Genomic DNA, 22,381 nt, shown 5'->3' on the forward strand with positions numbered 1-22,381 from the left:
GCAGTTTGGAAAAGATAAGGGCCACCGCAGAAAATGCGGTGGCCCAAATTCTATTCAGTAAAGCGATATGATCAGCCTTGCAGGCTTTTCACTTCTACATCGCCCTCTGCCTGTGCTTTGATCGCCAATGCGGCGGCATGGGCACCGGCTGCTGTGGTGAAGTACGGGATCTTGTCGTAGAGCGCGACAGACCGGATTCCTTTGGAATCTTCTACCGCTTGCGCGCCCTCAGTGGTGTTCATCAGCAGTTGCACCTGACCATCTTTCAGCAGATCGACCACGTCAGGGCGACCCTCGTAGACTTTGTTCACCAATTCGCAAGGCACACCGTGGCCGTCCAGCCAGCTTTGCGTGCCGCGGGTTGCGATCAGGGTAAAGCCTTGTGCGACCAAAACCTGTGCCGCTTCGATCATCAGGGCAGTCTTGTCTGCATCCTTGATCGAAATGAAGGCCCGGCCTGATGATGGCAGAACCATCCCTGCACCCATTTGGGCCTTGAGGAAGGCACGTGGGAAATCACGATCCCAGCCCATGACTTCGCCGGTTGAGCGCATTTCTGGGCCCAAAATCGTGTCAACGCCGGGGAAACGTGCAAAGGGCAACACCGCCTCTTTGACCGAGAACCAAGGCATGTTCGGATCCGCCAACGTCATTGGGTCGGCCATCTTGAAATCATCGCCGTCTTTGTAAGGCGCCCGCATCGGGAAGTTTGACAGCGGTTCGCCCGCCATAACCCGGGCCGCGATCGAAGCGATGGCACTGTCGGTGGATTTTGCAACAAAGGGAACAGTCCGCGAGGCGCGGGGGTTCACTTCGATCAGGAAAATCTCACCGTCTTTGATTGCGAACTGAATATTCATCAATCCGACAACGTTCAGCCCTTTGGCCAGAGCAAAGGTTTGCTCTTTGATCTGCTCCAGAACCTCGTCGGATAAAGAGTAGGGCGGTAGGGAGCACGCGCTGTCACCTGAGTGTACGCCGGCCTCTTCGATGTGCTGCATGATGCCAGCAACATGCACGTCTTTGCCGTCACAGATGGCATCGACGTCCAATTCGACCGCACCTGCTAGATAGCTATCGAGCAAGACGGGGCTGTCACCCGACACGACAACCGCCTCAGCGATGTAACGTTCTAGCTGCGCCATGTCGCGGACGATTTCCATTGCCCGACCACCCAGAACATACGACGGACGGATCACTAGTGGAAAGCCGATTTCGCCAGCGATTTCAAGTGCCTGCGCATCTGTTGAAGCGATGCCGTTGTGCGGTTGTTTGAGGCCTAGGTCGTTGACCAATGCCTGGAACCGCTCGCGGTCTTCGGCCAGGTCAATCGCGTCGGGTGTCGTGCCGAGGATCGGAATGCCTTCAGCTTCCAGCGCGTTCGCCAGTTTCAGTGGGGTCTGGCCACCGAACTGAACGATCACACCATGAAGTGTGCCGTTTTCCTGTTCGGTCGACAGGATTTCCATCACGTGTTCAAACGTCAGCGGCTCAAAATACAACCGGTCCGAAGTGTCATAATCAGTCGACACGGTCTCGGGGTTGCAGTTGATCATGATGGTTTCATAACCCGCATCAGTCAGCGCAAAACAGGCATGACAGCAGCAATAATCAAACTCGATCCCTTGGCCGATCCGGTTTGGACCGCCACCCAAAATAACAACCTTCTTGCGATCACTTGGGCGGGCTTCGCATTCCACTTCGCCCATCATTGGGGCCTCGTAGGTGGAATACATGTAAGGCGTTTGCGCCTCGAACTCGGCAGCGCAGGTGTCGATGCGTTTGAAAACTGCTGTTACGCCCAGATCCCGCCGCGCTTTGCGCACGGCAGTCTCTTTGCCATCAATCAGGTTGGCGAGGCGTGCGTCGGTAAAGCCCAGCATTTTGAGGGCGCGTACGCCGTATTCGGTTTCAGGCAGGCCATTTTCGCGCACATCGCGTTCGGCCTCGATGATTTCACGGATACGGGCCAAAAACCATGGATCAAACATGGTTACACCGTGGATTTCATCGTCAGACAAACCATGCCGCATGGCTTGGGCAATTGTCCGCATCCGATCAGGAGTTTGCTTGCTGATGGCTTTGATCACCGCAGCTTTGTCATCGGTGACGTCCCAGACACCGACTGACACGCCGGGAATTTCGATCTCGTCAAAGCCGGTCAGGCCGGATTCCATCGACGCCAATGCTTTTTGCAGCGATTCGTGGATGGTGCGACCGATCGACATTGCCTCGCCCACAGATTTCATCGCTGTGGTCAGATAAGGTTCGGAACCCGGAAACTTTTCAAAGGCAAATTTCGGAATTTTTGTGACGACATAGTCAATGGTCGGCTCAAAGCTGGCTGGTGTCACCTTAGTGATGTCGTTGTCCAACTCGTCCAGCGTATAGCCTACGGCCAGTTTCGCAGCCACTTTGGCGATCGGGAAACCGGTCGCTTTGGAGGCCAGAGCCGAAGAGCGCGACACGCGCGGGTTCATCTCGATCACAACCATACGACCGTCGGCTGGGTTCACCGCCCATTGAACGTTGGACCCGCCAGTTTCAACGCCAATCTCCCGCAGAACATTGATCGAATGCGTCCGCATGATCTGGAATTCTTTGTCGGTCAACGTCAGGGCCGGGGCCACGGTGATCGAATCGCCCGTGTGCACGCCCATTGGGTCGATGTTTTCAATGGAACAGACGATGATCGCGTTGTCAGCGGTGTCGCGCACCACTTCCATTTCGAACTCTTTCCAACCCAGCAGCGATTCATCAACAAGGATTTGATTGACGGGTGACGCATCCATACCCGTGCGGCAGAAGTGCATGTAATCATCGCGGTTATACGCAACACCACCGCCGGTCCCACCCATGGTAAAGGCAGGGCGGATGATTGCGGGTAGGCCGATTTCTTCGAGCGATTCCAGCGCGATACGCACGCCTTCGTTCAGGTCAGCTTTGCCGTCGGGCAATTTGGGGGCGGTAACAATGGTGGCTTTGGGGTTTTCAATGCCCAGCCGGTCCATCGCTTCGCGGAACAGTTTGCGGTCTTCGGCCATTTCGATGGCGTCCCGCTTTGCACCGATCATTTCGACGCCGAATTTGTCGAGTACACCCATCTCTTCGAGCGCGAGCGAGGTGTTCAGGCCGGTCTGTCCGCCCATGGTCGGCAGCAATGCGTCGGGGCGTTCTTTTTCGATGATCTTGGCGACGACTTCGGGCGTGATCGGCTCGATGTAAGTTGCGTCTGCAAGACCGGGGTCCGTCATGATCGTGGCGGGGTTCGAGTTTACCAGAATGACCCGGTATCCTTCTTCGCGCAGCGCCTTGCAGGCCTGTGCGCCAGAGTAGTCAAACTCACACGCTTGCCCAATAACGATCGGGCCCGCCCCGATAATCATAATCGACTGAATGTCGGTTCTTTTGGGCATGGCCATATTCCTTTGATGTGCGAGTCGTCGAGCGCCCCCATGCGCCCAAATTGTCGTGCGTTATAGGCACCGCGCGAAAAGGTGCAAGGGGGATCGGAAACAGACTGCAATCTGCCGCTTTCCCTCTTTCGGTTTACGCAAGGTGGACTATATGCCAATGCCTGACGAAATGGGGTGAAAATTGCAGATAGATTTTGATCAAGGACCGGCAGGGCCAGGAACGTCGTTTTCGGCGCCCATTCGGGTGATCCGCGCCGATGAACCGTCACAGGTGCCTGAGGCATTGAGAGAAATTGATGCGGCCCGTGCAGACGGGGCATGGCTGGCTGGGTATGCCAGTTACGAGCTGGGCTATGCGTTAGAGCCGAGGCTTGCAAAACGACTGCCTTTGGATCGGCGATTACCACTGATCCATTTTGGGGTTTTTGATGCGCCGACCCAGCGACCTTTGGCCGCTGCACGCGGCGGAGTCACCCGATTTGCGCCGCGTTGGCTCGAGGGGCGTTACTCTGCGGCGTTCAAGCTCGTGAAAGAGGCAATCGGGGCGGGGGACATCTATCAGGCCAACCTGACCTTTCCCATCGACCTTGATGTCGAAGGAACCAGTGAAGAGCTGTATGCCGCACTTTGCAAGGCGCAGCCCGTACACCACGGGGCGTTGATCCAACAGGAGGGATTGCCTGATGTGGTGTCCCGGTCGCCAGAATTGTTTTTTCGAACCGATGCAAACGGAGTAATTGAAACGCGCCCCATGAAAGGGACGCAGCCGCGCAGCTCGGACCCGGTCGAAGATGTGCGTCGCAAAACGTTCTTGTCTACTGACGAGAAGAACCGGGCTGAAAACCTGATGATTGTGGATCTTTTGCGGAATGACATCAGCCGTGTGGCCGAACCGGGATCCGTTAAAGTGCCGGAACTGTTTCAGGTCGAAACCTATGCAACGGTGCACCAGATGGTGTCGTTAGTGCGGGCTCAGCTGCGTCCTCAGATTGGTTTAGGGGATATTTTGCGTGCGCTCTTTCCCTGTGGCTCAATTACTGGGGCGCCAAAGATACGCGCGATGGAAATCCTTGCTGATCTGGAACCGTGGGCACGCGATATCTACTGTGGGACAATCGGATGGGCTGCGCCGGATGGACGCTCAGAATTCAATGTTGCGATCCGGACTTTGACGGTCGACCAAGGCCAAGCCACCCTGAATGTGGGCGGCGGTGTGATCTGGGACAGCACCGCACCATCGGAATATGAGGAAGCCCTATGGAAAGCGCGCTTTGCACGCCAACTGAGCCTGAATTTCGCCTGATCGAAACCTTTGGCTTTCATCCCGGACACGGGGCGGTTGCTCTTGGTCGCCACCTTGATCGGATGCAACGTTCGGCTGCGGCATTGGCTGTCAGCTTTGATCGCGAACAGGCAACCGCTTTGGTGGCGGAACTTGCGATGAACACGCCAACACGCTGTCGTTTGACATTGGAACGAGGCGGGGAATTTGCATTGACGACGGCACCATTGGACGCAAACCCGCCATTTTGGCGTGTTGCGGTTTCGCCGATCGCTTTGAAGTCCGCAGATCCGTGGTTGCGGCACAAAACAACACGGCGCGCGTTCTACGATCAGGCGCGCGCGACTTTGCCAGGTGCCATTGATGAATGGATCTTTCTGAATGAACGCGGCGAAGTCTGCGAAGGTACGATTACCAATATCTTTGTTGAGACTTCTAAAAGTTGGATGACCCCACCCGTAGAGTCGGGTCTGTTGCCGGGTATCCTACGACAGACGCTGTTAGAGGGGCGAGACTTGCAAGAACATGTGCTGACAAGAACGGACCTAGAGAGCGCTTCAGTGGTCCATATGGGGAATTCGCTTCGTGGTCTCATCCCTGTAAGAGTGATTGCACTCTGAGCCGGCACAGCGGTGAATTTAGGGCTCAGGAGACGATTCCGTACCTAATTCCGCCCAAGAGGTGCTGAACCTTGGGTTTGGTATGTGACTTCCCTTGACTTCTGCGCCTAGGCGCGGTGTATCGGCGCGACGATTTTCCGCCCTTGAGGGACTTATCCTATGCATGCCTTTCGCTCGCAGACTTGCGCTGAACTAAACAAATCCCATGTGGGCCAGAATGTCCGCTTGTCGGGCTGGGTGCATCGCGTCCGCGATCACGGTGGGCTGTTGTTCATCGACCTGCGTGACCATTATGGCATGACACAGGTTATGGCCGATCCGGACAGCCCCGTCTTTGCAGAGATTGAAAAAGTCCGCAGCGAATGGTGCATTCGGATCGACGGTGAGGTCAAAGCTCGCGATGAGAGCTTGATCAACTCCAAGATTCCAACCGGTGAGATCGAAGTCTTTATTCGTGACATCGAAGTGCTGGGCGCCGCCAAAGAACTGCCGTTGATGGTGTTCGGCGAACAAGAATACCCCGAAGAAACGCGCCTGCGTTACCGGTACCTTGACCTGCGTCGTGAAGCGATGCAGCGCAATATGACCCTGCGGTCCGACGTGGTTGCGTCGATGCGCCGTCGTATGTGGGACAAACAGTTCCGCGAATACCAAACCCCGATCATTACCGCTTCTAGCCCCGAAGGCGCGCGCGACTTCTTGGTCCCATCGCGTCAGCACCCGGGCAAGTTTTATGCGCTGCCGCAGGCCCCACAGCAGTTCAAACAGCTGATCATGGTGTCTGGGTTCGACAAATACTTCCAGATCGCGCCGTGTTTCCGCGACGAAGACCCACGTGCAGACCGGTCACCAACCGACTTCTATCAGCTCGACCTCGAAATGTCGTTTGTCGAGCAGCAGGACATCTTTGACACTATTCAGCCTGTTCTGACCGGAGTGTTTGAAGAGTTCGGCGGTGGTCGCAAAGTGGATCAGGAGTGGCCGCAGATTTCGTATCGCGATGCCGCCCTTTGGTACGGCTCGGACAAGCCCGACCTACGTAATCCGATCAAGATGCAGGTCGTGTCCGAGCATTTTGCCGGATCCGGATTTGCGATTTTTGCCAAACTGCTTGAGCAGGAAGGCACCGAAGTTCGCGCCATCCCAGCCCCTAAAGGCGGTTCGCGTAAGTTCTGCGACCGGATGAACGTGTTTGCGCAAAAAGAAGGTCTGCCCGGCATGGGCTATATCTTCTGGCGTGAAAAAACGGCGGATGCGGTGGCGCAAGAGCTGGGTATTTCAGTGAAAGAAGCGCAGGCCAAACTGAAATCTGGCGAGGTCAAAGGTGGAATGGAAGCGGCAGGACCGTTGGCCAAGAACATTGGCCCTGAACGGACCGAAGCCATTCGCCAGCAGCTGGGCCTGAACGTGGGCGATGCGGCCTTCTTCTTGGGCGGCAAGCCCAAAGCCTTTGAAACCGTTGCGGGCAAGGCCCGGAATGTGATTGGCGAAGAGCTGGGCCTGACAGACAAAACCCGCTTTGCCTTTGCTTGGATCGTGGATTTCCCGATCTATGAGCAGGACGAAGAGACCGGTAAGATCGACTTTGAACATAACCCCTTCTCAATGCCGCAGGGTGGCATGGAGGCGTTGCTGGGCAACCCGCTCGACGTTCTTGGCTATCAGTATGACCTCGCGTGTAACGGGTTTGAGCTGGTTTCCGGTGCAATTCGGAACCATCGTCCCGAAATCATGTTCAAAGCCTTTGAAATTGCTGGCTACGGCAAAGAAGAAGTCGAAAAACGCTTTGGCGGGATGGTCAACGCGTTCCAGTACGGTGCCCCTCCACACGGTGGTTGTGCGGCTGGTATCGACCGGATCGTTATGTTGTTGGCGGACGAGGCGAACATTCGCGAAGTCATCATGTTCCCGATGAACCAGCGTGCCGAGGATCTTATGATGGATGCACCGTCTGATCCCACATCGGACCAGTTGATGGATCTGGGGCTCCGTGTGATCCCGCAAGAGCAGTAAAAGCCCGCTCTAGAAAACGAAAAGGCGATGCAATGGAAAGTGCGTCGCCTTTTTTGTTGTCAATTTTGCAGTGTGCCCGGCCTAAGCTTGGGGTGCTGGGACACGTCTGTCCCCGATTATTGCTACCCCAAGGAACGGGCCGTCACGGAATTATCTCTTGTATCTTTCGCCCGGTTGCGGCGGATTTCGCGGGCGGCGAGTCTGGCTTGAATATACAACACAATGCCAAGCGAGCTCAGGGCGACCAGAAAAACCTCTGCCATCTCAGATTGCCAACCGCCGTTCCAGTCGCTCTTGAACAAGACCAGCCAAGCGGGCAGCATCGTTGGTTACTGGCGCCCCACTGGCGCGCGCGCGCGCTAACCCTTCGGCTGCTGAGGCAAGAACGTGATCTTTGGCACTGCGGGCGACGCCGCCTAGAAATTGCGCTGCGTAGTCGAGACCGCGCGTGTCATTCAGGTCGCATAATACGTCCGCCGCATGTGCCATATCATCCTGATAGGCAATCGGGTCTGGGTGCACGTGCTCATCGGTTAGCAGCCGCGGCCCCAGTGGCTGTCTATCACCAGGCAGCAGAGAGAGGATAGCGCGTTGGAAGGCGCCCAGCGAGCTGACGGGCTTTGCCAAAAAGCCATCCGCGCCTGCGGAAAGTGCGGTCTCCTCAGCAAAGTCATCTCCTGATGTGCCAAGAATGACCCCGATTCGCGGGCTGGTGTGGGCAAGCTCTTCGATAAGGTCTGCGCCGGATCCGTCGGGTAACCCCATGTCCACGATAATGGCAGACGGGCGATAGATCTGAAGGTGGCGACGCGCAGAAGTAAGACAATCGGCGCGCCGAATTCGAGCGCCGCTGCGCAAACAGAGCAAGCGCATTGCTTCGCACGCAAACCGGCTGTCTTCGACAGCTAGGATTGTTAAGCCCAACAAAGGGCGGGTGGAACTGGGAATGCGGTGTGGTGCGGCAAACGGGTCCGAATCGTCCATGCTATTGCTCCTCTGACTAACTCCTGAACAGGCTAGGCAGTGCTGGCTAACAAGGGGTTAATGGCATCGGGCGGATTGGCGCACTTGCCCTTTGGCAGGGGAGTCCGCATAACGCCGCGAACCCAATTTCGCGAGGAGACCCGCCATGATCGGTCGTTTGAACCATGTAGCCATCGCTGTGCCTGATCTTGAGGCCGCATCTGACCAATACCGCAATGCGCTGGGGGCCAAAGTTGGCGCTCCTCAGGATGAGCCAGATCACGGTGTAACTGTCGTATTTATTGAACTGCCGAACACAAAGATCGAACTGCTCTATCCGTTGGGGGATAACAGCCCGATCACGAGCTTTTTGGAAAAGAACCCCTCGGGCGGTATGCACCATGTATGTTACGAGGTTGATGATATCATCGCGGCGCGGGATCATCTGAAAGAGACAGGCGCGCGGGTACTCGGATCCGGGGAGCCGAAAATAGGCGCACACGGGAAGCCTGTTTTGTTCCTGCACCCCAAAGATTTCAATGGTTGCTTGGTCGAACTCGAGCAGGTCTAAATCTAACGGTAGCCCTTGATTGAACTGTCAGGGGCAACAGGAGCATCCCATGTCCATCACTTCGGCCCTTGTTCTGTTTGCGGTTATTTGGTTTCTGACGTTTCTGATTGCCCTGCCTATTCGCGTGAAAACGCAGGGTGACCTAGGTAAAATCGAGCCCGGAACCCACGCAGGCGCGCCTCAAGAACATCACCTCAAGAAAAAGGCATGGATCACGACGGGTGTGGCTCTGGTTCTTACAGTCGCGATATCCGGGATTATTCTATCAGGTAAGTTTCCGATTTCGGAACTTGACCTGCTGCCGGTTATCGCGCCTTTAGAATAACGCCGACCGCTTAGCGGCGGTCGGTCAACCCATGGTAAATGTGGGTGAATGTAGCAGCGCCTAGGATGGGGATCAGCAAGTTAACCAAGGGCACTGACAAGGGGATCGCCATCAAAACACCGGCCATCCAAATGGTCCAGATATGTTTTGAGCGCAGTTCGCGGGCGCGTTCGCGTCCGACACGGCGCATGGCTGCAAGAGTGAAGTATTCTCGCCCCAGCAGAAATCCGTTCATGCCCCAGAAAATGAACAACGCCAGCGGTGCCAAGAAAACATAAAGCACTATGGCAATAATATTGGCCGCGATCAGCAGTCCCAGAAAATTCACCGTATCGCGCAGGGTATCCGCAAAAGGAACTTTGGGAACCGCTGGCAAGTGCGGGTAATGCTTGTCTTCGACGGCTTGAGCGACCTCGTCCAGAAACATTGATGTGATTGCCGAGGCAACCGGAACCATCAGAAATACTGACAAAACCATCATGAAGATAAACGACGAAACGCTCAGCAAGTCGTTCAGCCATGTCACCTGACCCAAGACCGGCAGGGTCGCTTCGGGACCAACAAAGATTTCTATCACCCACAGGAACGCCGCGTAGGCGGCAATCAGCAGCGCAAAGGTCAAACCGATGCCCATGAATAGCACTTTGCGAAAGCGTGGGTCAGGGATTTGCCCAAGCGCCTTGAGAAACGAAGAGATAATAATCATTCAGAAATCCACTCGGTCATAGTGCTCAGATCGGGGCGTGGGCGCTCAGGCGGGGTCGCACCTTGGGTGGCGATATGAATGAGGCCAGCGACCTTTTCATTTGGGGCAAGGCCCAGCCCTTCTTCGCAAAATGAGCGATCGTGTGAAATCCAGCCTGACAGCCAATTCGCCCCCCATCCAGCAGCAAGAGCCGCGTTAAGAAGGGAAAGGCACACAGCACCAGCAGAATAGGTTTGTTCAATGGCGGGGACTTTTGCGGATGGTTTTTGGACTTCGATCACAACAACCGCAAGGTGCCCAAGATCAAATTGGCTCTGGCCTTTGGTAATCTCTTCTGGTGATTTTCCCAAAGCAAGGCCACGGGTTTTTGTAAGCTGAGACAAACGCGCCATGGCACCTTTCTCAAGCACAATAAAACGCCAAGGCTCCAATTTTCCATGATCGGGGCATCGGGCCGCAGCAGTAAGCAGCGGGGCGAGTTCATCTCGGGTCGGGGCAGGGGCAACCAGGGTCTTTGCAGGACGAGAGCGACGGGAGAGTAGAAATTCCAAAGCAGCGGGGCTGTGAAGGGACATATGTGAAGCCTATTTACATTTAGTTTCTATTATCTCGGATGGCTGCGTACAGTTTTCAAGAGGAAACATATAATGTTCATTGGGGTTGTGCGTTGCTGAATTCGGTTTAACTGCATAAGCAACAGGATCAAACAGTAAGAATGTATCATGCTCAAAATCTTCCCGCTTGTTGCCTGCGCCGCACTGGTATTGACGGCCTGCCAGCCGAGTGTGTCAGGTAACGCCTCCTTCGGAATCTCGACATCTGCGGGCAGCCTGCCACCGCCGCCGGGCCGAACCGCTGCAGAACGGCGGGCGAGCAAGGATTATTACCGTGGGCCGCGCGGGGATGAGTTCTGATTATTCTGATGCAAGGGTGGCGGGGACAATTCAGTTGCAATGTCAGTGACCAGTTCTTTTAGGAAAGCATCGAATTTGAACGAAGGTTGAAGGGCCTGCAAAACCTCTACCGGCGGGTCATCTGCTTTACTCAATCCAGTTGAAAGCGCCGCAATATCAGAAAACACCTGCCCCAAATGGAGCGCCTTTGGGCGCTTCCCCACACTCCGCATCTGACAGACGTTTGAAGCCATCAAGGTCGTGTGCCAGCCGCGCGCAGCAGATCATCACGCGTTGCTGGCATTGCCTCTTGTATGTCCAGATCGGTGGACAACCCCGTCACATCCATGAGTTTATTCTAACGGCGCTTGGTCTCAGGGCCCTCTGACCCTCCCCGTGTCACCAAAGGTAGTGCCAGCCCATTGACCGGCAGCGTAAAGGCGTAATTCCCGCCTAAGTACCAGAAATGCCGCTCGTCCCAAAAGAACCCTGTGGATGTGATTGTGCACTGCCTCATTCGTTCACATTGTACGTTCCGCAGTAGAGAGCGAAGGGAATGAGCAAAGTTCAATCAGAGTTTCTGGCGCTTCCCTTGCTTCACGCAATTCCGGCACATTTCCCGTTTTGCAGGGGGCTGCAGACTTGGGCTGTTCCTGCCATAACAGGCCATGGCCAAACCAAAACTTAAGAACCTGCCTGACCTCAGCCATCTTGCCGTTCCCGGACAAGAGATCAGCTTGCGCGTCACACCCAAAGCGGCGCGGACTAGTCTGATCGCGACGGCTGAGGGGTTGCGCATGACGGTGACCACCGTACCCGAAAACGGTAAAGCAAATGCGGCTGTTCGTCATGTTCTGGCAGCAGCGATGGGGGTGGCACAAACGCGCCTTAATCTGATCCGAGGGCAAACCGCGCGGTAAAAAACGTTTGTTTACGAAGAAGGCTGATCGTCTGTCTGGGTCAAACGCAGTTGATATACCCCCTCGGGCAGATCAAGTGCGGCCGCAAGGTCGCGCAATTGTTCCGGCGACAGGGTAATGGTCTGGATCTGATCGGTACGAGGGTTCACTTGTTCAATAGTGATGCATTCTGCAAACGAGTTTATCGTCACATCCTCTTGCAGAGGGACTTCGCCTTCGTCCACCAAGGTGATCACAGTGGCGTCAAATTCATGCTCGATTGTAAACATAAGCTCAGAGTGCCGACGCGTCGCATTCTTTGCAACCCCAATATGAAACAGACAAGGGTAGAAGCCCCGGAAAGAGCGGGGTAATCTATCGTCAATTGCTCTTGCTGAAAGGTCATCTCATGCGCCGCCTGATCTTGCTTATTGCGGGGCTCGTTTCGGCATGTGCTCCTGTTCCCCTGACCAGACAGCCGTCTGACATCGTGCCCGGATCACGCGTCGATGTCGCGATCCGCAGCTTTACCGAGGTTAGCCAGACGATTGGCCCGCGCGCTGTTCAGGCATGCCGTGCCCGAGCAAAAAAGGTGAACTGCGACTTTCGCATTGGGGTTGATCCAGATCCTCGGGCGCAGGCCAATGCCTATCAAAGCGTGGATGATCAAGGGCGGCCTGTGATTACGTTTACCGCTGCGATGATCCTAGAGGCCGGGAACAAAGACGAACTGGCCTTTGTCATGAGCCATGAGGCTGCGCATCATATTTTGGGACATCTGGATCGGCAGGCTGAAAATGCAGCTCGAGGGGCGGATGAGTTTGTAAAACTGGCCCGACGTACTGGAAACACCAGTAAACGCGAGCTTGAATACGCAAAGAAGCTGGGCGCAGCGGTCGGGGCGGTTGAATACTCAAAGGAATTCGAACTTGAGGCGGACGAACTGGGCACAGTTATCGCTTATGGCGCTGGATATGATCCTTTGGCGGGTGCAAATTTCTTTGCGAGATTGCCTGACCCCGGTGATAAATTCTTTGGCTCACATCCGCCGAACCAGGAGCGTATCGCATTGGTTCAGGCAACTGTGACCAAGCTTACGAGGGCGCAATGACAAACTTGATTAGTTTGGGCGTCATTTTGACTGACCGAGGGTCAAAATACGCGGTGACAGGGGCTCGCGTCCAATCTCGGGCAGACGTTGACGCGGTTCTGGCTGAGCTGAAGAGAGACAAAGCCTATGCCAAAGCGACCCATAACACTTGGGCAGCTGTGCTGCCGCAAGGCGCGCTCAAGGCTGATGATGGTGAGTCCGGTGCAGGTATCGTGATCCTCAGAATGATGGAACGAGCAGAACTGAAGGACCACGTGATCATCGTAACACGATGGTACGGTGGGAAAAAGTTGGGCGGTGATCGATTTCGACGGGTGCAGGATGCGGTGCGGGCCTATTTCGAAGATCAAGGGATTGCGGCCTCTTGATCTGAGTCATGGGCCGCTCAAAGACGTGGGACTAAGGTTCGGGCAGAAGCAGAGGATACGCAGATGTCTGACCGAGCCCAACTCAAACGCCATGCCATTCTTGTGGATCGCATGGCTTCGACCCGCGGGATTGATTTGCAAGACAAAGCCTTGGCCGGAGAGGTGTCTATTGATGATATCTCGGAGGCGGTGCTGAATTGCACCCAGTGTTCAAACCCAGCCAATTGCAGCCGCTGGTTAGATCAGCGCAGCCTCTCTGCAATCAGCCCGGAATATTGTCAGAACAGCAGGCTGTTTGACACACTTGCCGCAAAGGACCGTTGAACATCATGACACGCGCAACTCTTGGTCCGATCAATCGCCACTTTTGGCTGACCCGCTCTGTCGCACGGTGTATGGGGGTCTCCCTGTCTCAAGCCATGGCTGAGGGGCAGCTGAGCGAAGCCGACTATGCAACGCTCGTCACGCGCTGCCGCAGTGCTGAGTGTGCGGACACCTGCCAGTTGTGGCTTGCCAGTCAAACGACCAAAGCCGAAGAGGCCCCGATGCATTGTGTAAACGCAGAGGTTTTGAACGGACTGCGGTGTTAGATAACTAACTTGGCCGCCTCCTAGAGTTTGGAATGGCTGCCGTCGCAAAGCGGGGATTTAGCGCTCGCTTTGCAACCGCAAAAGAACACTTTCTTATCCGCCGGGGCGGTGAATTTTACCGGTGCAAAGTCGGAGCCCTTATGTGATCCATCACAAAAAGGTTGCTTGCTGGACTTACCGCAGGAACACCAGAAATAGGTTTTGCCTTCGGTCACTTCGACCGGAAATGGCGATTTTTGTGCGACGACGGGGGTATCTGACATCTGGCTCTCCTCTTGGGATGGCTAACATTCCGGGAAAGATAGCGTAACGTTTCAAAAAGCATAGGGCTGGATGGTCTTCTAACTGTCATTCCGTGTGTTCGTTGCCTATAGAACGCCGAGAAAGCTCATTCAGACGATCGGAATCCTACATGTCTTGCGCTCTTTGCTCCGCTGATGCCCCTGTTGCAGTCTTTGCCGTGACTGGTGGCCCAAACGATGCAGATGCTGAGATTTGTTCACTCTGCACCGATCAGATCAATGGTGAGTTGGACCCCACCCACTGGCGCTGTCTTTCCGCTTCTATGTGGTCAGACCAGCCTGCAGTTCAGGTGCTGTCGGCGCGTTTGTTGGCCCGCTTGTCGGACCAGGATTGGGCACGTGATTTGTCTGAACAGCTTTGGTTGGATGATGAAATGCAGGTCTGGGTCGATGCGGGTATCGTCGCCGATACCGGACACCGGGACAGCAACGGCAGCGTGCTGGTGCAGGGCGATACTGTTGTGTTGATCAAGGATCTGCCTGTCAAAGGCGCAGGGTTCACAGCCAAGCGGGGCACGGCGGTGCGCTCAATCTCGTTGGTTCTGGATAATCCGGAACATATCGAAGGGCGTGTGGACGGGCAGCGCATTGTGATCCTGACCAAGTTTGTCAAAAAGCGCTGACCATCGCGAAGCTGCACGCATTTCAGTCTGCGCCCGCGGTCTAGATCGGATTACTCGGCAACCCGGAACCCTTCGATAAGTTGGCGCAGCCCAAATGCGGCGCCTGCGAAGATAGCCAGAACCGTTACCGGTGCGCTGATCGCCAGCAAACTAAAGGCGGTCATGCCTTGTCCAACTGTACAGCCCATGGCGATCACGGCACCGGACCCCATGATGGCGGCCCCAACAATTTGTCGGCGCAACTCGCGCGGGTCGTCACAGGCCTCCCAACGGAAATGCCCGCGTATCATCGAACCTATGAACGCACCAAACCAGACGCCAGCAACCGACCCAACCGCAAAGGAGATGGGACGCAAGCTCCCGGTCATGGCAAACAGGATGGTTTCCCCTACGGGAGCTGAAAAACTATGCGAGACAACGGGCAAAGCCTCAAAGCCGGCCTCCGAAACCCATTGTGTGCCCGCCCAACCAGAGGTGATGGCAATCCCCACCATAACAGACCAGAAAATCGCTTTGGGTTCTTGGCGCAGCGATTTGGACATAAGGGCGGTGGCGCAAATGGCTAAACCAACACTAATGCCAATCGGAGCCAAGGCAAACCCGCTCCAACCTGCAATATAGTGAGCAAGCCCCGGCGGTGTGTCATTGGTCAGTTCATGTTGGAAAAACAGGGCGTTGCGAATGGGGGCGAGGGGACCGTACAGCGTCACATAGGTCGAAATTCCCATCACCAGAACGATGACAAAAGATCTGAGATCCCCACCGCCAAGACGCGCAATCGCCCCATATCCACAATTTCCGGACAGGGCCATGCCATAGCCAAACATCAATCCACCTACGATGGACGCCAGAGGCATCCACCGGATCGACAGATAATAGCTTTCTTCAGCATGCAACAGATCCGAACCGATGAGGGCGAAGCTGCCGATGACGGCAGTGCCAACCGCCAACCCCCACATACGCAACCGTGTGTCAGAGCCGCCGTACAAAAGGTCCTCAATGGCACCCAGCGTGCAAAACCGGCCCAAGCGCGCGGCCAGACCCAGCAGAATGCCACCGAACATACCAATCAGGGCAACAAGCTGACTGTCTGTCATCCAAGCGAACATGGTTTCCAATCTCCCATGTGTGGCTGCGTCTTTGACGTCCGACTTTCAAATGCGGCGCGGATCAGGCTTTTTCGCAGAATAGTTCATATACAACTTCTAGAATCCGTCGCGGCCGTTCGTCCGCCAAACGGTAATAGATTGCTTTGCCTTCGCGCCTCGGGATGACCAGACCTTCAAGACGCAGGCGAGACAATTGCTGGGACACGGCAGCTTGACGCGCTGCAAGCAGCTCTTCCAACTCGGTGACCGATTTTTCGCCAGAGACCAGATGACACAGGATCATCAACCGCCCCTCGTGGCTGATCGCTTTGAGGAAGTTGGATGCAGTGGTCGCATTGTCGACCATTTGATCGAGTTCTTCTTCTGCCATGTCGGCATTAAACTGAGGCAGGGCCATTTTGTTTTCCTCTCTCCACGGTTGGTGGAGGTTCTCCCGTGTCATCGTCTGTTTCAAACGTCGTGATAGCTACACTATGTATTGGGTCTTTTCCATGTGTGCGTACACGTTCGCGTTATCTTGGGTCGCAGCGTCATCCGTTGATCTTCGGGGGGGCGATATAGTCTGTGTGTTTTATCAGCAGTTGTTCAAGCACAGGCCAAAAGAAATCTTCACCGGGGTACCCTTCGAGCCGTCCGATTTCCTGTCCGTCTTCGACCAACAAGAACGTCGGTGTAAACGTAACGCGTCGTGCAACCTTCAGGGCTGAGGGCATATTGCGCAAATCAACCCGGCTGAGCGGGGCAAACTTGCCTTCGCTGGTTTTGGGATAGATCGGACCGATTTCGTTGTTCCATTTCTCGCACCAGCTGCACCCTGTCTGCTCAACCATGACAAGGTCAGCAGCCGTGACGGGCAGCGCCAAGCAGATTGACAGCGCCGACGCAAAAAGATTGTTGAGTTTGAACATAGGGAACCCGTTGACCTGAATTTGTCACACAACGTAATCTGAATGTGTGAATGATTCAAGTTGCGCCCCTGTGCATCAGGGTAAAGAGGTCGTGATATGCTCGAAGTTTCCATCTATGGCGCAGCGTTTGCAGGGCTTCTTAGCTTTTTTACGCCTTGTATCCTGCCAATGGTGCCATTTTATCTGTCGTATATGGGCGGCCTCAGCATGTCTGAATTGCGTGGGGATGGTGAAATTGCGCCGGGTGCGCAGCGTCGACTGTTGATTTCGGCCGTGATGTTTGCCGCCGGGGTGACCACGATTTTCATGTTGCTTGGCATGGGGGCAACCGCATTAGGGCAGGTGTTGGGTCAGTATTTAGACACCTTGTCATATGTGGCGGCGGTCATCCTGTTGGTTTTTGGTCTGCACTTTCTGGGCGTCATCAAAGTGCCCTTGCTGTACCGTGAGGCCCGAATGGAAAGCAGCGCCGAAGCCACTACCGTGCTGGGTGCATATCTGATGGGGCTGGCATTTGGGTTTGGGTGGACCCCATGCGTCGGACCCGCGCTTGCGTCGATCTTGATGATCGCCAGCGGCATGGGTGACATTTGGCGCGGGGCGGTTTTGTTGTTCTTTTACGGGGCAGGGATGACGGCCCCTTTTATCGTGGCGGCTTTGTTCGCCAAACCGTTTCTGGCTTGGGTTCAAAGACATCGCGCGGCCTTTGCCTGGGTTGAAAAGGGCATGGGTGTCATGTTGATCGTATTTGCTATTCTGATCGCCACCGGAGGTGTTAGTCTGATTGCGGATGCGATGATCCGATGGGTGCCGGGCTTTGTGAATGTTGGTTAAAACAGGAGACTAAGTGATGAATCGACTATTTGCGGGTGTGATTGCTCTGTGTCTTGCGGCGCCTTTGGCTGCGTCCGAAATTGGCGATGATGGTTTGCACAAAGCAGACTGGATGCGCGATACCTTTAAGGATCTGCAAGAAGATTTCGAGGAAGCAAATTCAGAAGGCAAGCGCCTGCTCTTGATCGTCGAACAACGTGGATGCCTGTACTGTCAGGATATGCACGAAAACACGTTTTCGGATCCGCGCGTGAAATCCATGTTGGAAGATGCGTATTTCCCTGTGCAAATCAATTTGCATGGCGACACCGAAGTAATTGATGCGGATGGGGAAAGCCTGACGGAAAAGCAGGCAACACGCCGTTGGGGGGTACTTTTCACGCCGACTATGGTGTTTTTACCGACCGAGTTGGACCCGTCCCTGCCCGTGTCCCAGCAGGCCGTCGCCATGATGCCGGGTGCTTTTTCAGCGGGAACGACATTTGATCTGTTGAATTGGGTGGCAGAAGAACGTTACCTAGATCAATCTGAAGAAGATTTTCAACGCTATCACGCACGTATGATTCGAGAGCGTGACGACGGCGACACCCGGTAACTCTGGGAAAGATGCCCCTAGGGCACCTGAAAACATTCGGAAATATTTTCGATCTGCGACAAAAGATTATAACAATTCATATTCGTGAATTTGTTGTTGCGTTCTGACCGCCCGGTAGCCTACGGTATGCAAAGCTAAGTTAGCCGCGCAACGCGTGGCAGCCAATGGGAGGAAACATGAAGCTTACATCTCTGACACTGGCCGCTGCGCTGTTCGGTGGCGCCGCACTCGCAGGCGAAGTTGGACCTAAAGAGGTCGCATTCACCGAAGATGGCGCAATCGAAGCCTCGCTCACCGGCACTGCCGGAGACGCAGCCAACGGCGCGATCATTATGGGTACCAAATCCAAAGGCAACTGTGTTGCTTGCCATGAAATCACTGCGCTGGCTGATGTGCCATTCCACGGTGAAGTTGGCCCGCTGATGGATGGAGCTGGTGATCGCTGGACCGAAGCAGAGCTGCGCGGTTTGGTTGCAAATGCCAAAATGACCTTTGAGGGCACAATGATGCCTGCGTTCTACAAAATGGATGGCTTCATCCGTCCCGGTGATGCCTATACCGGCAAAGCCCCGACCGAGGCACTGACCCCGATCCTGACAGCTCAGGAAATCGAAGATGTGGTCGCCTTCCTCGTGACACTGAAAGACGAATAAGTCGCGTCTCTGCCGCGAGCTTATGATTTGTAAAGGAGTAGAGAATATGGATTTCTCACGTCGTGACACCTTGGGCCTGGCCCTGGGCGCAGCGGCTCTGACAGTGCTGCCCTTTCGGGTGTCGGCTTCGTCAGACGCTGCTATCGAAGAATTCACCGGCGGTGCCGCTGTGGACGAGGGTGGTATCACCCTGACCGCGCCGGAAATCGCTGAAAACGGCAACACTGTTCCGATCGAAGTATCGGCCCCCGGTGCTGTGTCGATCATGGTTCTGGCTGCAGGGAACCCGACACCGGGTGTTGCGACCTTTAACTTTGGTCCTCTGGCCGCGTCTCAGGCTGCCGCAACCCGGATTCGTCTGGCGGGCACGCAGGACGTTATCGCGCTCGCCAAGATGGCTGACGGTTCATTCGTCAAAGCCAGCTCGACTGTGAAAGTGACCATCGGCGGGTGTGGCGGCTAAACGCTGCCCCTGTTGATATTTAGGAGAATTTAAAATGGCATCTGGTGTAAAACCCCGCGTCAAGGTCCCGAAAAAAGCCGCTGCTGGCGAGGCGATCACGATCAAGACCCTGATCAGCCACAAAATGGAAAGCGGCCAGCGCAAGGACAAAGAGGGTAACCTCATCCCGCGCTCGATCATCAATCGCTTTACCTGTGAGTTCAACGGCCAGTCGGTTGTCGACGTCAAAATGGAATCGGCGATTTCGACCAACCCTTACTTCCAGTTCGAGGCCACCGTGCCCGAAGCCGGTGACTTTGTGTTCACTTGGTATGACGATGACGGTTCGGTCTACGACACCAAGAAATCAGTCGCAATCGGCTGAATCGTACATACAGGGAGGACACGCATAATGACAAAGCCAATGGGGACCAAAACCCTCACAGCCATCGCCGTGGCAGCCTGCGCGTTTGCAGCGCCTGCTATGGCCGACGAAAGCGCAAGCCTGGTGGTGAACGGGGAGATCGACATGGTCACCCGGACCGCAGCTCCGGCGCATATTTCCGATGTTATGGACGAGATCAATTCGGGTTGGCTGTATCGCTCTGACGAAACTCAGGCGTTGCAGACAGACGATTTCGACAATCCGGGCATGATCTTTGTCGATCAGGCATTGGAAACGTGGGACCAGGTTGACGGATCCGAAGGCAAGTCATGCGCGTCCTGCCATGACGATGTCGAGGGAAGCATGGCCGGCGTTCGCGCCGTCTATCCCAAATGGAACGAGACAGCCGGCGAAGTGCGCACCCTCGCGCATCAGATCAACGACTGTCGTGAAAACCAGATGGGTGCCGAAAAGTGGAAATACACGGGTGGCAAAATGACCGCGATGGAGGCTCTGATCTCTGTTCAGTCGCGCGGCATGCCCGTCAATGTTGCCATTGATGGTCCGGCCCAGGCGGCTTGGGAAAAAGGCAAGGAAATGTATTACACGCGTACTGGTCAGCTCGAACTGTCGTGCGCGAACTGCCATGAAGACAATTATGGCAACATGATCCGTGCTGACCACCTGAGCCAAGGCCAGATCAACGGCTTTCCGGTGTATCGCTTGAAAAACACCAAGCTCAACAATGCGCATGCCCGTTTCAAAGGCTGTGTACGTGACACCCGCGCCGAGACTTACAAGCCCGGCGGTTCGGATTTTGTCGCACTTGAGCTTTATGTAGCATCACGTGGCAACGGCCTGTCGGTCGAAGCCCCTTCGGTGCGCAACTAATATCCCCTTGCCCCGCGCCGGCTTTCCGGTGCGGGGTCATTTTTATTCAAATGAATTCACAAATGTGAATGCGTGAAGTATGGAAAGCAGCTCCTCATGATCTCTCGTCGTGATTTTCTTCAGGTCTCTATGGCGGCATCTGCCATGGTTGGGGCCTCTGGTTTCGGCAATTGGGCCCGTCTGGCGGCGCAGCAGTCGCTGACGCAGGACCAGCTGCTAGAGTTTGATACCTTTGGTAATATCTCTCTGATCCATATCACCGACATTCACGCGCAGCTGAAACCGATCTTTTTCCGTGAACCCGAGGTGAATTTGGGCATTGGTGCCGCAAATGGCCAGATGCCACACGTGACCGGCGCGGATTTCCGCAAGGCCTATGGTATCGCAGACGGATCGCCGTCTGCCTATGCTCTGACATACAATGATTTCGCATCGCTTGCCAAAACCTATGGCCGCGTTGGTGGTCTGGATCGCGTATCCACTGTGATCAACGCCATTCGCGCGGATCGCCCTGATGCTTTGTTACTGGATGGCGGCGATACATGGCACGGGTCTTACACCTGTCACCACACCGAAGGGCAGGACATGGTCAACGTGATGAACGCGTTGAAACCGGATGCAATGACATTCCATTGGGAATTCACCTTGGGCTCAGACCGGGTGAATGAGATCGTAGAGGGGTTGCCGTTTGCCGCCCTTGGCCAGAACATTTTTGATTCCGAATGGGATGAACCAGCTGAGCTGTTTAAACCCTACAAATTCTTTGATCGGGGCGGTTCCAAAGTCGCTGTGATCGGCCAAGCGTTCCCTTACATGCCCATCGCCAACCCGCGCTGGATGTTCCCAGAATACTCGTTTGGTATTCGGGATGAGAACATGCAGGATATGGTGAATGAGGTCCGCGAGGCCGGGGCCGATGTGGTTGTCGTTTTGTCTCACAACGGCTTTGATGTAGACAAGAAAATGGCGGGTCGAGTTCAGGGCATCGACGTGATCTTGTCGGGCCATACCCATGATGCGCTGCCCGAGCCGGTTCTGGTAGAAAAAACCCACATCATCGCCTCTGGTTCCAACGGCAAGTTCGTTAGCCGGGTTGATCTGGACGTGCGGGATGGTCAGTTGATGGGCCTCAAGCACAAGCTGATCCCGATTTTCTCAGACGTGATTGCGCCTGACGCGACGATCACCAAGCTGATCGACGAACAGCGCGCGCCTTATGCGGATCAACTGAGCGAAGTGATTGGCCGTACCGATGATGCATCGACGCTCTATCGTCGGGGCAACTTCAATGGCACGTGGGATGATTTGATCTGTGATGCGTTGCTGAGCGAACGCGAGGCTGACATTGCCATGTCGCCCGGCGTGCGTTGGGGACCGTCGATCCTGCCGGGGCAAGAGATCACCCGCGAGGACATCTGGAACGTTACCTCGATGAGCTATGGGGAGGCCTATCGCAGTGAGATGACCGGCGAGTTCATCAAAGTTATTCTTGAGGACGTTGGCGACAACCTGTTCAATCCTGATCCGTACTATCAGCAGGGCGGCGACATGGTGCGCGTCGGCGGTCTTGGCTATCGTATCGACGTCACCAAGCCACAGGGCGAACGCATCAGCGATCTGACTTTGTTGAAAACAGGTGAAGAGCTTCAAGCCGATAAAAACTATGTCGTCGCTGGCTGGGCCAGCGTCAACGAGGGCACCGAAGGGCCACAGATCTGGGATGTGGTGGAAAGCCATATCAAGAAGCTGGGCACAGTGTCTGTCACCCCCAACACATCGGTCAAGGTTGTGGGCGCGTAACAGCGCCCCGACCTCGGTCGAAATTTTTTTCAAGCAACGAATTCACTTATGTGAATTTCTTGATGCAAAGGAGACAATTTCA

At 55.1% G+C, this 22,381-nt stretch carries 27 protein-coding genes; 18 read left to right on the forward strand and 9 right to left on the reverse strand.

Annotated elements, in window-relative coordinates; translation table 11 throughout:
• Positions 1-71: 71 nt before the first annotated feature.
• Entirely contained in the window at positions 72-3,416 is a 3,345-nt protein-coding gene (gene carB / locus ABWV33_RS18980) for a carbamoyl-phosphate synthase large subunit (protein ID WP_215193501.1), read from the reverse strand.
• Positions 3,417-3,597: 181 nt separating this feature from the next.
• On the opposite strand from carB, the gene ABWV33_RS18985 reads away from it, so the two are divergent.
• The 3 genes from ABWV33_RS18985 to aspS all read left to right on the forward strand — a co-directional run bounded on the left by ABWV33_RS18985 (position 3,598) and on the right by aspS (position 7,331).
• Positions 3,598-4,719, forward strand: coding sequence for an aminodeoxychorismate synthase component I (locus ABWV33_RS18985; protein WP_353333026.1), 1,122 nt, complete (start codon positions 3,598-3,600; stop codon positions 4,717-4,719).
• Positions 4,674-5,318 carry an aminotransferase class IV family protein gene (locus ABWV33_RS18990; RefSeq protein WP_353333028.1) on the forward strand — a complete coding sequence of 215 codons (645 nt, stop codon included), beginning with the start codon at positions 4,674-4,676 and terminating at the stop codon, positions 5,316-5,318. The genes ABWV33_RS18985 and ABWV33_RS18990 overlap by 46 nt, the downstream gene beginning before the upstream one ends.
• A gap of 159 nt (positions 5,319-5,477) precedes the next feature.
• Positions 5,478-7,331, forward strand: coding sequence for an aspartate--tRNA ligase (aspS, locus tag ABWV33_RS18995; protein ID WP_353333030.1), 1,854 nt, complete (start codon positions 5,478-5,480; stop codon positions 7,329-7,331).
• A 264-nt stretch (positions 7,332-7,595) separates the two neighbouring features.
• On the opposite strand, the gene ABWV33_RS19000 is transcribed toward aspS, so the two are convergent.
• Positions 7,596-8,315 carry a response regulator gene (locus ABWV33_RS19000; RefSeq protein ID WP_353333032.1) on the reverse strand — a complete coding sequence of 240 codons (720 nt, stop codon included), beginning with the start codon at positions 8,313-8,315 and terminating at the stop codon, positions 7,596-7,598.
• Between the two features lie 145 nt (positions 8,316-8,460).
• Between ABWV33_RS19000 and mce the strand changes: the two genes are divergently transcribed.
• Entirely contained in the window at positions 8,461-8,865 is a 405-nt protein-coding gene (gene mce, locus ABWV33_RS19005) for a methylmalonyl-CoA epimerase (protein ID WP_121999317.1), read from the forward strand.
• Positions 8,866-8,914: 49 nt separating this feature from the next.
• The gene (locus tag ABWV33_RS19010; RefSeq protein ID WP_113822606.1) at positions 8,915-9,190 is read left to right on the forward strand and encodes a DUF1467 family protein; all 276 of its coding nucleotides are present in this window, start codon (positions 8,915-8,917) and stop codon (positions 9,188-9,190) included.
• A gap of 10 nt (positions 9,191-9,200) precedes the next feature.
• On the opposite strand, the gene ABWV33_RS19015 is transcribed toward ABWV33_RS19010, so the two are convergent.
• Complete coding sequence (locus ABWV33_RS19015; protein ID WP_353333035.1) at positions 9,201-9,896, reverse strand: EI24 domain-containing protein; 696 nt, start codon at positions 9,894-9,896, stop codon at positions 9,201-9,203.
• Positions 9,893-10,471, reverse strand: coding sequence for a nitroreductase family protein (locus ABWV33_RS19020; RefSeq protein WP_113822607.1), 579 nt, complete (start codon positions 10,469-10,471; stop codon positions 9,893-9,895). The genes ABWV33_RS19015 and ABWV33_RS19020 overlap by 4 nt, the downstream gene beginning before the upstream one ends.
• Positions 10,472-11,457: 986 nt before the next feature.
• Between ABWV33_RS19020 and ABWV33_RS19025 the strand changes: the two genes are divergently transcribed.
• Entirely contained in the window at positions 11,458-11,709 is a 252-nt protein-coding gene (locus ABWV33_RS19025; protein WP_353333037.1) for a DUF167 domain-containing protein, read from the forward strand.
• Between the two features lie 11 nt (positions 11,710-11,720).
• Here ABWV33_RS19025 and ABWV33_RS19030 read toward each other — a convergent pair whose 3' ends face one another.
• Positions 11,721-11,978 carry a DUF8831 family protein gene (locus ABWV33_RS19030; RefSeq protein ID WP_113822610.1) on the reverse strand — a complete coding sequence of 86 codons (258 nt, stop codon included), beginning with the start codon at positions 11,976-11,978 and terminating at the stop codon, positions 11,721-11,723.
• A gap of 119 nt (positions 11,979-12,097) precedes the next feature.
• Here ABWV33_RS19030 and ABWV33_RS19035 point away from each other — a divergent pair, with 119 nt between their 5' ends.
• The 4 genes from ABWV33_RS19035 (at position 12,098) to ABWV33_RS19050 (ending at position 13,757) form a co-directional block, all read left to right on the forward strand.
• Positions 12,098-12,799 (forward strand): M48 family metallopeptidase, encoded by a 702-nt coding sequence (locus ABWV33_RS19035; protein WP_164622185.1) that lies wholly within the window; start codon positions 12,098-12,100, stop codon positions 12,797-12,799.
• A complete protein-coding gene (locus tag ABWV33_RS19040; protein ID WP_121999323.1) occupies positions 12,796-13,167 on the forward strand; it encodes a YigZ family protein in 372 nt (123 codons plus the stop codon). Before ABWV33_RS19035 ends, ABWV33_RS19040 begins: the two co-directional genes overlap by 4 nt.
• 63 nt (positions 13,168-13,230) lie before the next feature.
• Positions 13,231-13,491: a DUF6455 family protein gene (locus ABWV33_RS19045; RefSeq protein ID WP_121999324.1), complete on the forward strand. Its 261-nt coding sequence runs from the start codon at positions 13,231-13,233 to the stop codon at positions 13,489-13,491.
• Between the two features lie 5 nt (positions 13,492-13,496).
• Positions 13,497-13,757 carry a DUF6455 family protein gene (locus ABWV33_RS19050; protein ID WP_113822614.1) on the forward strand — a complete coding sequence of 87 codons (261 nt, stop codon included), beginning with the start codon at positions 13,497-13,499 and terminating at the stop codon, positions 13,755-13,757.
• 20 nt (positions 13,758-13,777) lie between these two features.
• Here ABWV33_RS19050 and ABWV33_RS19055 read toward each other — a convergent pair whose 3' ends face one another.
• On the reverse strand, positions 13,778-14,020 hold the full coding sequence (locus ABWV33_RS19055) for a CDGSH iron-sulfur domain-containing protein (RefSeq protein ID WP_121999325.1): 243 nt from the start codon (positions 14,018-14,020) through the stop codon (positions 13,778-13,780).
• 149 nt (positions 14,021-14,169) lie between these two features.
• On the opposite strand from ABWV33_RS19055, the gene ABWV33_RS19060 reads away from it, so the two are divergent.
• Complete coding sequence (locus ABWV33_RS19060; protein ID WP_353333041.1) at positions 14,170-14,682, forward strand: PhnA domain-containing protein; 513 nt, start codon at positions 14,170-14,172, stop codon at positions 14,680-14,682.
• A gap of 50 nt (positions 14,683-14,732) precedes the next feature.
• On the opposite strand, the gene ABWV33_RS19065 is transcribed toward ABWV33_RS19060, so the two are convergent.
• From ABWV33_RS19065 to ABWV33_RS19075, 3 genes are all read right to left on the reverse strand, one after another.
• The gene (locus ABWV33_RS19065) at positions 14,733-15,791 is read right to left on the reverse strand and encodes a YeeE/YedE family protein (protein ID WP_353333042.1); all 1,059 of its coding nucleotides are present in this window, start codon (positions 15,789-15,791) and stop codon (positions 14,733-14,735) included.
• Between the two features lie 61 nt (positions 15,792-15,852).
• Positions 15,853-16,188 carry an ArsR/SmtB family transcription factor gene (locus ABWV33_RS19070; RefSeq protein WP_164622189.1) on the reverse strand — a complete coding sequence of 112 codons (336 nt, stop codon included), beginning with the start codon at positions 16,186-16,188 and terminating at the stop codon, positions 15,853-15,855.
• A 133-nt stretch (positions 16,189-16,321) separates the two neighbouring features.
• Positions 16,322-16,699, reverse strand: a complete 378-nt coding sequence (locus ABWV33_RS19075; protein ID WP_353333045.1) for a thioredoxin fold domain-containing protein — start codon at positions 16,697-16,699, stop codon at positions 16,322-16,324.
• Positions 16,700-16,795: 96 nt separating this feature from the next.
• Between ABWV33_RS19075 and ABWV33_RS19080 the strand changes: the two genes are divergently transcribed.
• The 7 genes from ABWV33_RS19080 to soxB all read left to right on the forward strand — a co-directional run bounded on the left by ABWV33_RS19080 (position 16,796) and on the right by soxB (position 22,299).
• Positions 16,796-17,533, forward strand: coding sequence for a cytochrome c biogenesis CcdA family protein (locus tag ABWV33_RS19080; protein ID WP_113822620.1), 738 nt, complete (start codon positions 16,796-16,798; stop codon positions 17,531-17,533).
• A gap of 16 nt (positions 17,534-17,549) precedes the next feature.
• Complete coding sequence (locus tag ABWV33_RS19085) at positions 17,550-18,128, forward strand: thioredoxin family protein (protein ID WP_164622191.1); 579 nt, start codon at positions 17,550-17,552, stop codon at positions 18,126-18,128.
• 176 nt (positions 18,129-18,304) lie between these two features.
• The gene (gene soxX, locus ABWV33_RS19090; RefSeq protein WP_113822622.1) at positions 18,305-18,781 is read left to right on the forward strand and encodes a sulfur oxidation c-type cytochrome SoxX; all 477 of its coding nucleotides are present in this window, start codon (positions 18,305-18,307) and stop codon (positions 18,779-18,781) included.
• A 46-nt stretch (positions 18,782-18,827) separates the two neighbouring features.
• Positions 18,828-19,244 (forward strand): thiosulfate oxidation carrier protein SoxY, encoded by a 417-nt coding sequence (gene soxY / locus ABWV33_RS19095; protein ID WP_353333048.1) that lies wholly within the window; start codon positions 18,828-18,830, stop codon positions 19,242-19,244.
• Positions 19,245-19,278: 34 nt separating this feature from the next.
• A complete protein-coding gene (soxZ, locus tag ABWV33_RS19100; RefSeq protein WP_113822624.1) occupies positions 19,279-19,608 on the forward strand; it encodes a thiosulfate oxidation carrier complex protein SoxZ in 330 nt (109 codons plus the stop codon).
• Between the two features lie 39 nt (positions 19,609-19,647).
• The gene (gene soxA / locus ABWV33_RS19105; RefSeq protein ID WP_353333096.1) at positions 19,648-20,499 is read left to right on the forward strand and encodes a sulfur oxidation c-type cytochrome SoxA; all 852 of its coding nucleotides are present in this window, start codon (positions 19,648-19,650) and stop codon (positions 20,497-20,499) included.
• A gap of 96 nt (positions 20,500-20,595) precedes the next feature.
• Positions 20,596-22,299: a thiosulfohydrolase SoxB gene (gene soxB / locus ABWV33_RS19110; RefSeq protein ID WP_353333050.1), complete on the forward strand. Its 1,704-nt coding sequence runs from the start codon at positions 20,596-20,598 to the stop codon at positions 22,297-22,299.
• Positions 22,300-22,381: the final 82 nt, after the last annotated feature.

The organism is Phaeobacter sp. NW0010-22, assembly GCF_040365955.1.
GTDB lineage: Bacteria > Pseudomonadota > Alphaproteobacteria > Rhodobacterales > Rhodobacteraceae > OMPR01.

Coding starts and splice junctions, on each gene's coding strand:
- carB (WP_215193501.1), bottom strand. CDS start 3,416: ATGCCCAAAAGAACCGACATTCAGTCGATTATGATTATCGGGGCGGGC.
- ABWV33_RS18990 (WP_353333028.1), top strand. CDS start 4,674: ATGGAAAGCGCGCTTTGCACGCCAACTGAGCCTGAATTTCGCCTGATC.
- aspS (WP_353333030.1), top strand. CDS start 5,478: ATGCATGCCTTTCGCTCGCAGACTTGCGCTGAACTAAACAAATCCCAT.
- ABWV33_RS19000 (WP_353333032.1), bottom strand. CDS start 8,315: ATGGACGATTCGGACCCGTTTGCCGCACCACACCGCATTCCCAGTTCC.
- mce (WP_121999317.1), top strand. CDS start 8,461: ATGATCGGTCGTTTGAACCATGTAGCCATCGCTGTGCCTGATCTTGAG.
- ABWV33_RS19010 (WP_113822606.1), top strand. CDS start 8,915: ATGTCCATCACTTCGGCCCTTGTTCTGTTTGCGGTTATTTGGTTTCTG.
- ABWV33_RS19015 (WP_353333035.1), bottom strand. CDS start 9,896: ATGATTATTATCTCTTCGTTTCTCAAGGCGCTTGGGCAAATCCCTGAC.
- ABWV33_RS19020 (WP_113822607.1), bottom strand. CDS start 10,471: ATGTCCCTTCACAGCCCCGCTGCTTTGGAATTTCTACTCTCCCGTCGC.
- ABWV33_RS19025 (WP_353333037.1), top strand. CDS start 11,458: ATGGCCAAACCAAAACTTAAGAACCTGCCTGACCTCAGCCATCTTGCC.
- ABWV33_RS19030 (WP_113822610.1), bottom strand. CDS start 11,978: ATGTTTACAATCGAGCATGAATTTGACGCCACTGTGATCACCTTGGTG.
- ABWV33_RS19035 (WP_164622185.1), top strand. CDS start 12,098: ATGCGCCGCCTGATCTTGCTTATTGCGGGGCTCGTTTCGGCATGTGCT.
- ABWV33_RS19040 (WP_121999323.1), top strand. CDS start 12,796: ATGACAAACTTGATTAGTTTGGGCGTCATTTTGACTGACCGAGGGTCA.
- ABWV33_RS19045 (WP_121999324.1), top strand. CDS start 13,231: ATGTCTGACCGAGCCCAACTCAAACGCCATGCCATTCTTGTGGATCGC.
- ABWV33_RS19050 (WP_113822614.1), top strand. CDS start 13,497: ATGACACGCGCAACTCTTGGTCCGATCAATCGCCACTTTTGGCTGACC.
- ABWV33_RS19055 (WP_121999325.1), bottom strand. CDS start 14,020: ATGTCAGATACCCCCGTCGTCGCACAAAAATCGCCATTTCCGGTCGAA.
- ABWV33_RS19060 (WP_353333041.1), top strand. CDS start 14,170: ATGTCTTGCGCTCTTTGCTCCGCTGATGCCCCTGTTGCAGTCTTTGCC.
- ABWV33_RS19065 (WP_353333042.1), bottom strand. CDS start 15,791: ATGTTCGCTTGGATGACAGACAGTCAGCTTGTTGCCCTGATTGGTATG.
- ABWV33_RS19070 (WP_164622189.1), bottom strand. CDS start 16,188: ATGGCCCTGCCTCAGTTTAATGCCGACATGGCAGAAGAAGAACTCGAT.
- ABWV33_RS19075 (WP_353333045.1), bottom strand. CDS start 16,699: ATGTTCAAACTCAACAATCTTTTTGCGTCGGCGCTGTCAATCTGCTTG.
- ABWV33_RS19080 (WP_113822620.1), top strand. CDS start 16,796: ATGCTCGAAGTTTCCATCTATGGCGCAGCGTTTGCAGGGCTTCTTAGC.
- ABWV33_RS19085 (WP_164622191.1), top strand. CDS start 17,550: ATGAATCGACTATTTGCGGGTGTGATTGCTCTGTGTCTTGCGGCGCCT.
- soxX (WP_113822622.1), top strand. CDS start 18,305: ATGAAGCTTACATCTCTGACACTGGCCGCTGCGCTGTTCGGTGGCGCC.
- soxY (WP_353333048.1), top strand. CDS start 18,828: ATGGATTTCTCACGTCGTGACACCTTGGGCCTGGCCCTGGGCGCAGCG.
- soxZ (WP_113822624.1), top strand. CDS start 19,279: ATGGCATCTGGTGTAAAACCCCGCGTCAAGGTCCCGAAAAAAGCCGCT.
- soxA (WP_353333096.1), top strand. CDS start 19,648: ATGGGGACCAAAACCCTCACAGCCATCGCCGTGGCAGCCTGCGCGTTT.
- soxB (WP_353333050.1), top strand. CDS start 20,596: ATGATCTCTCGTCGTGATTTTCTTCAGGTCTCTATGGCGGCATCTGCC.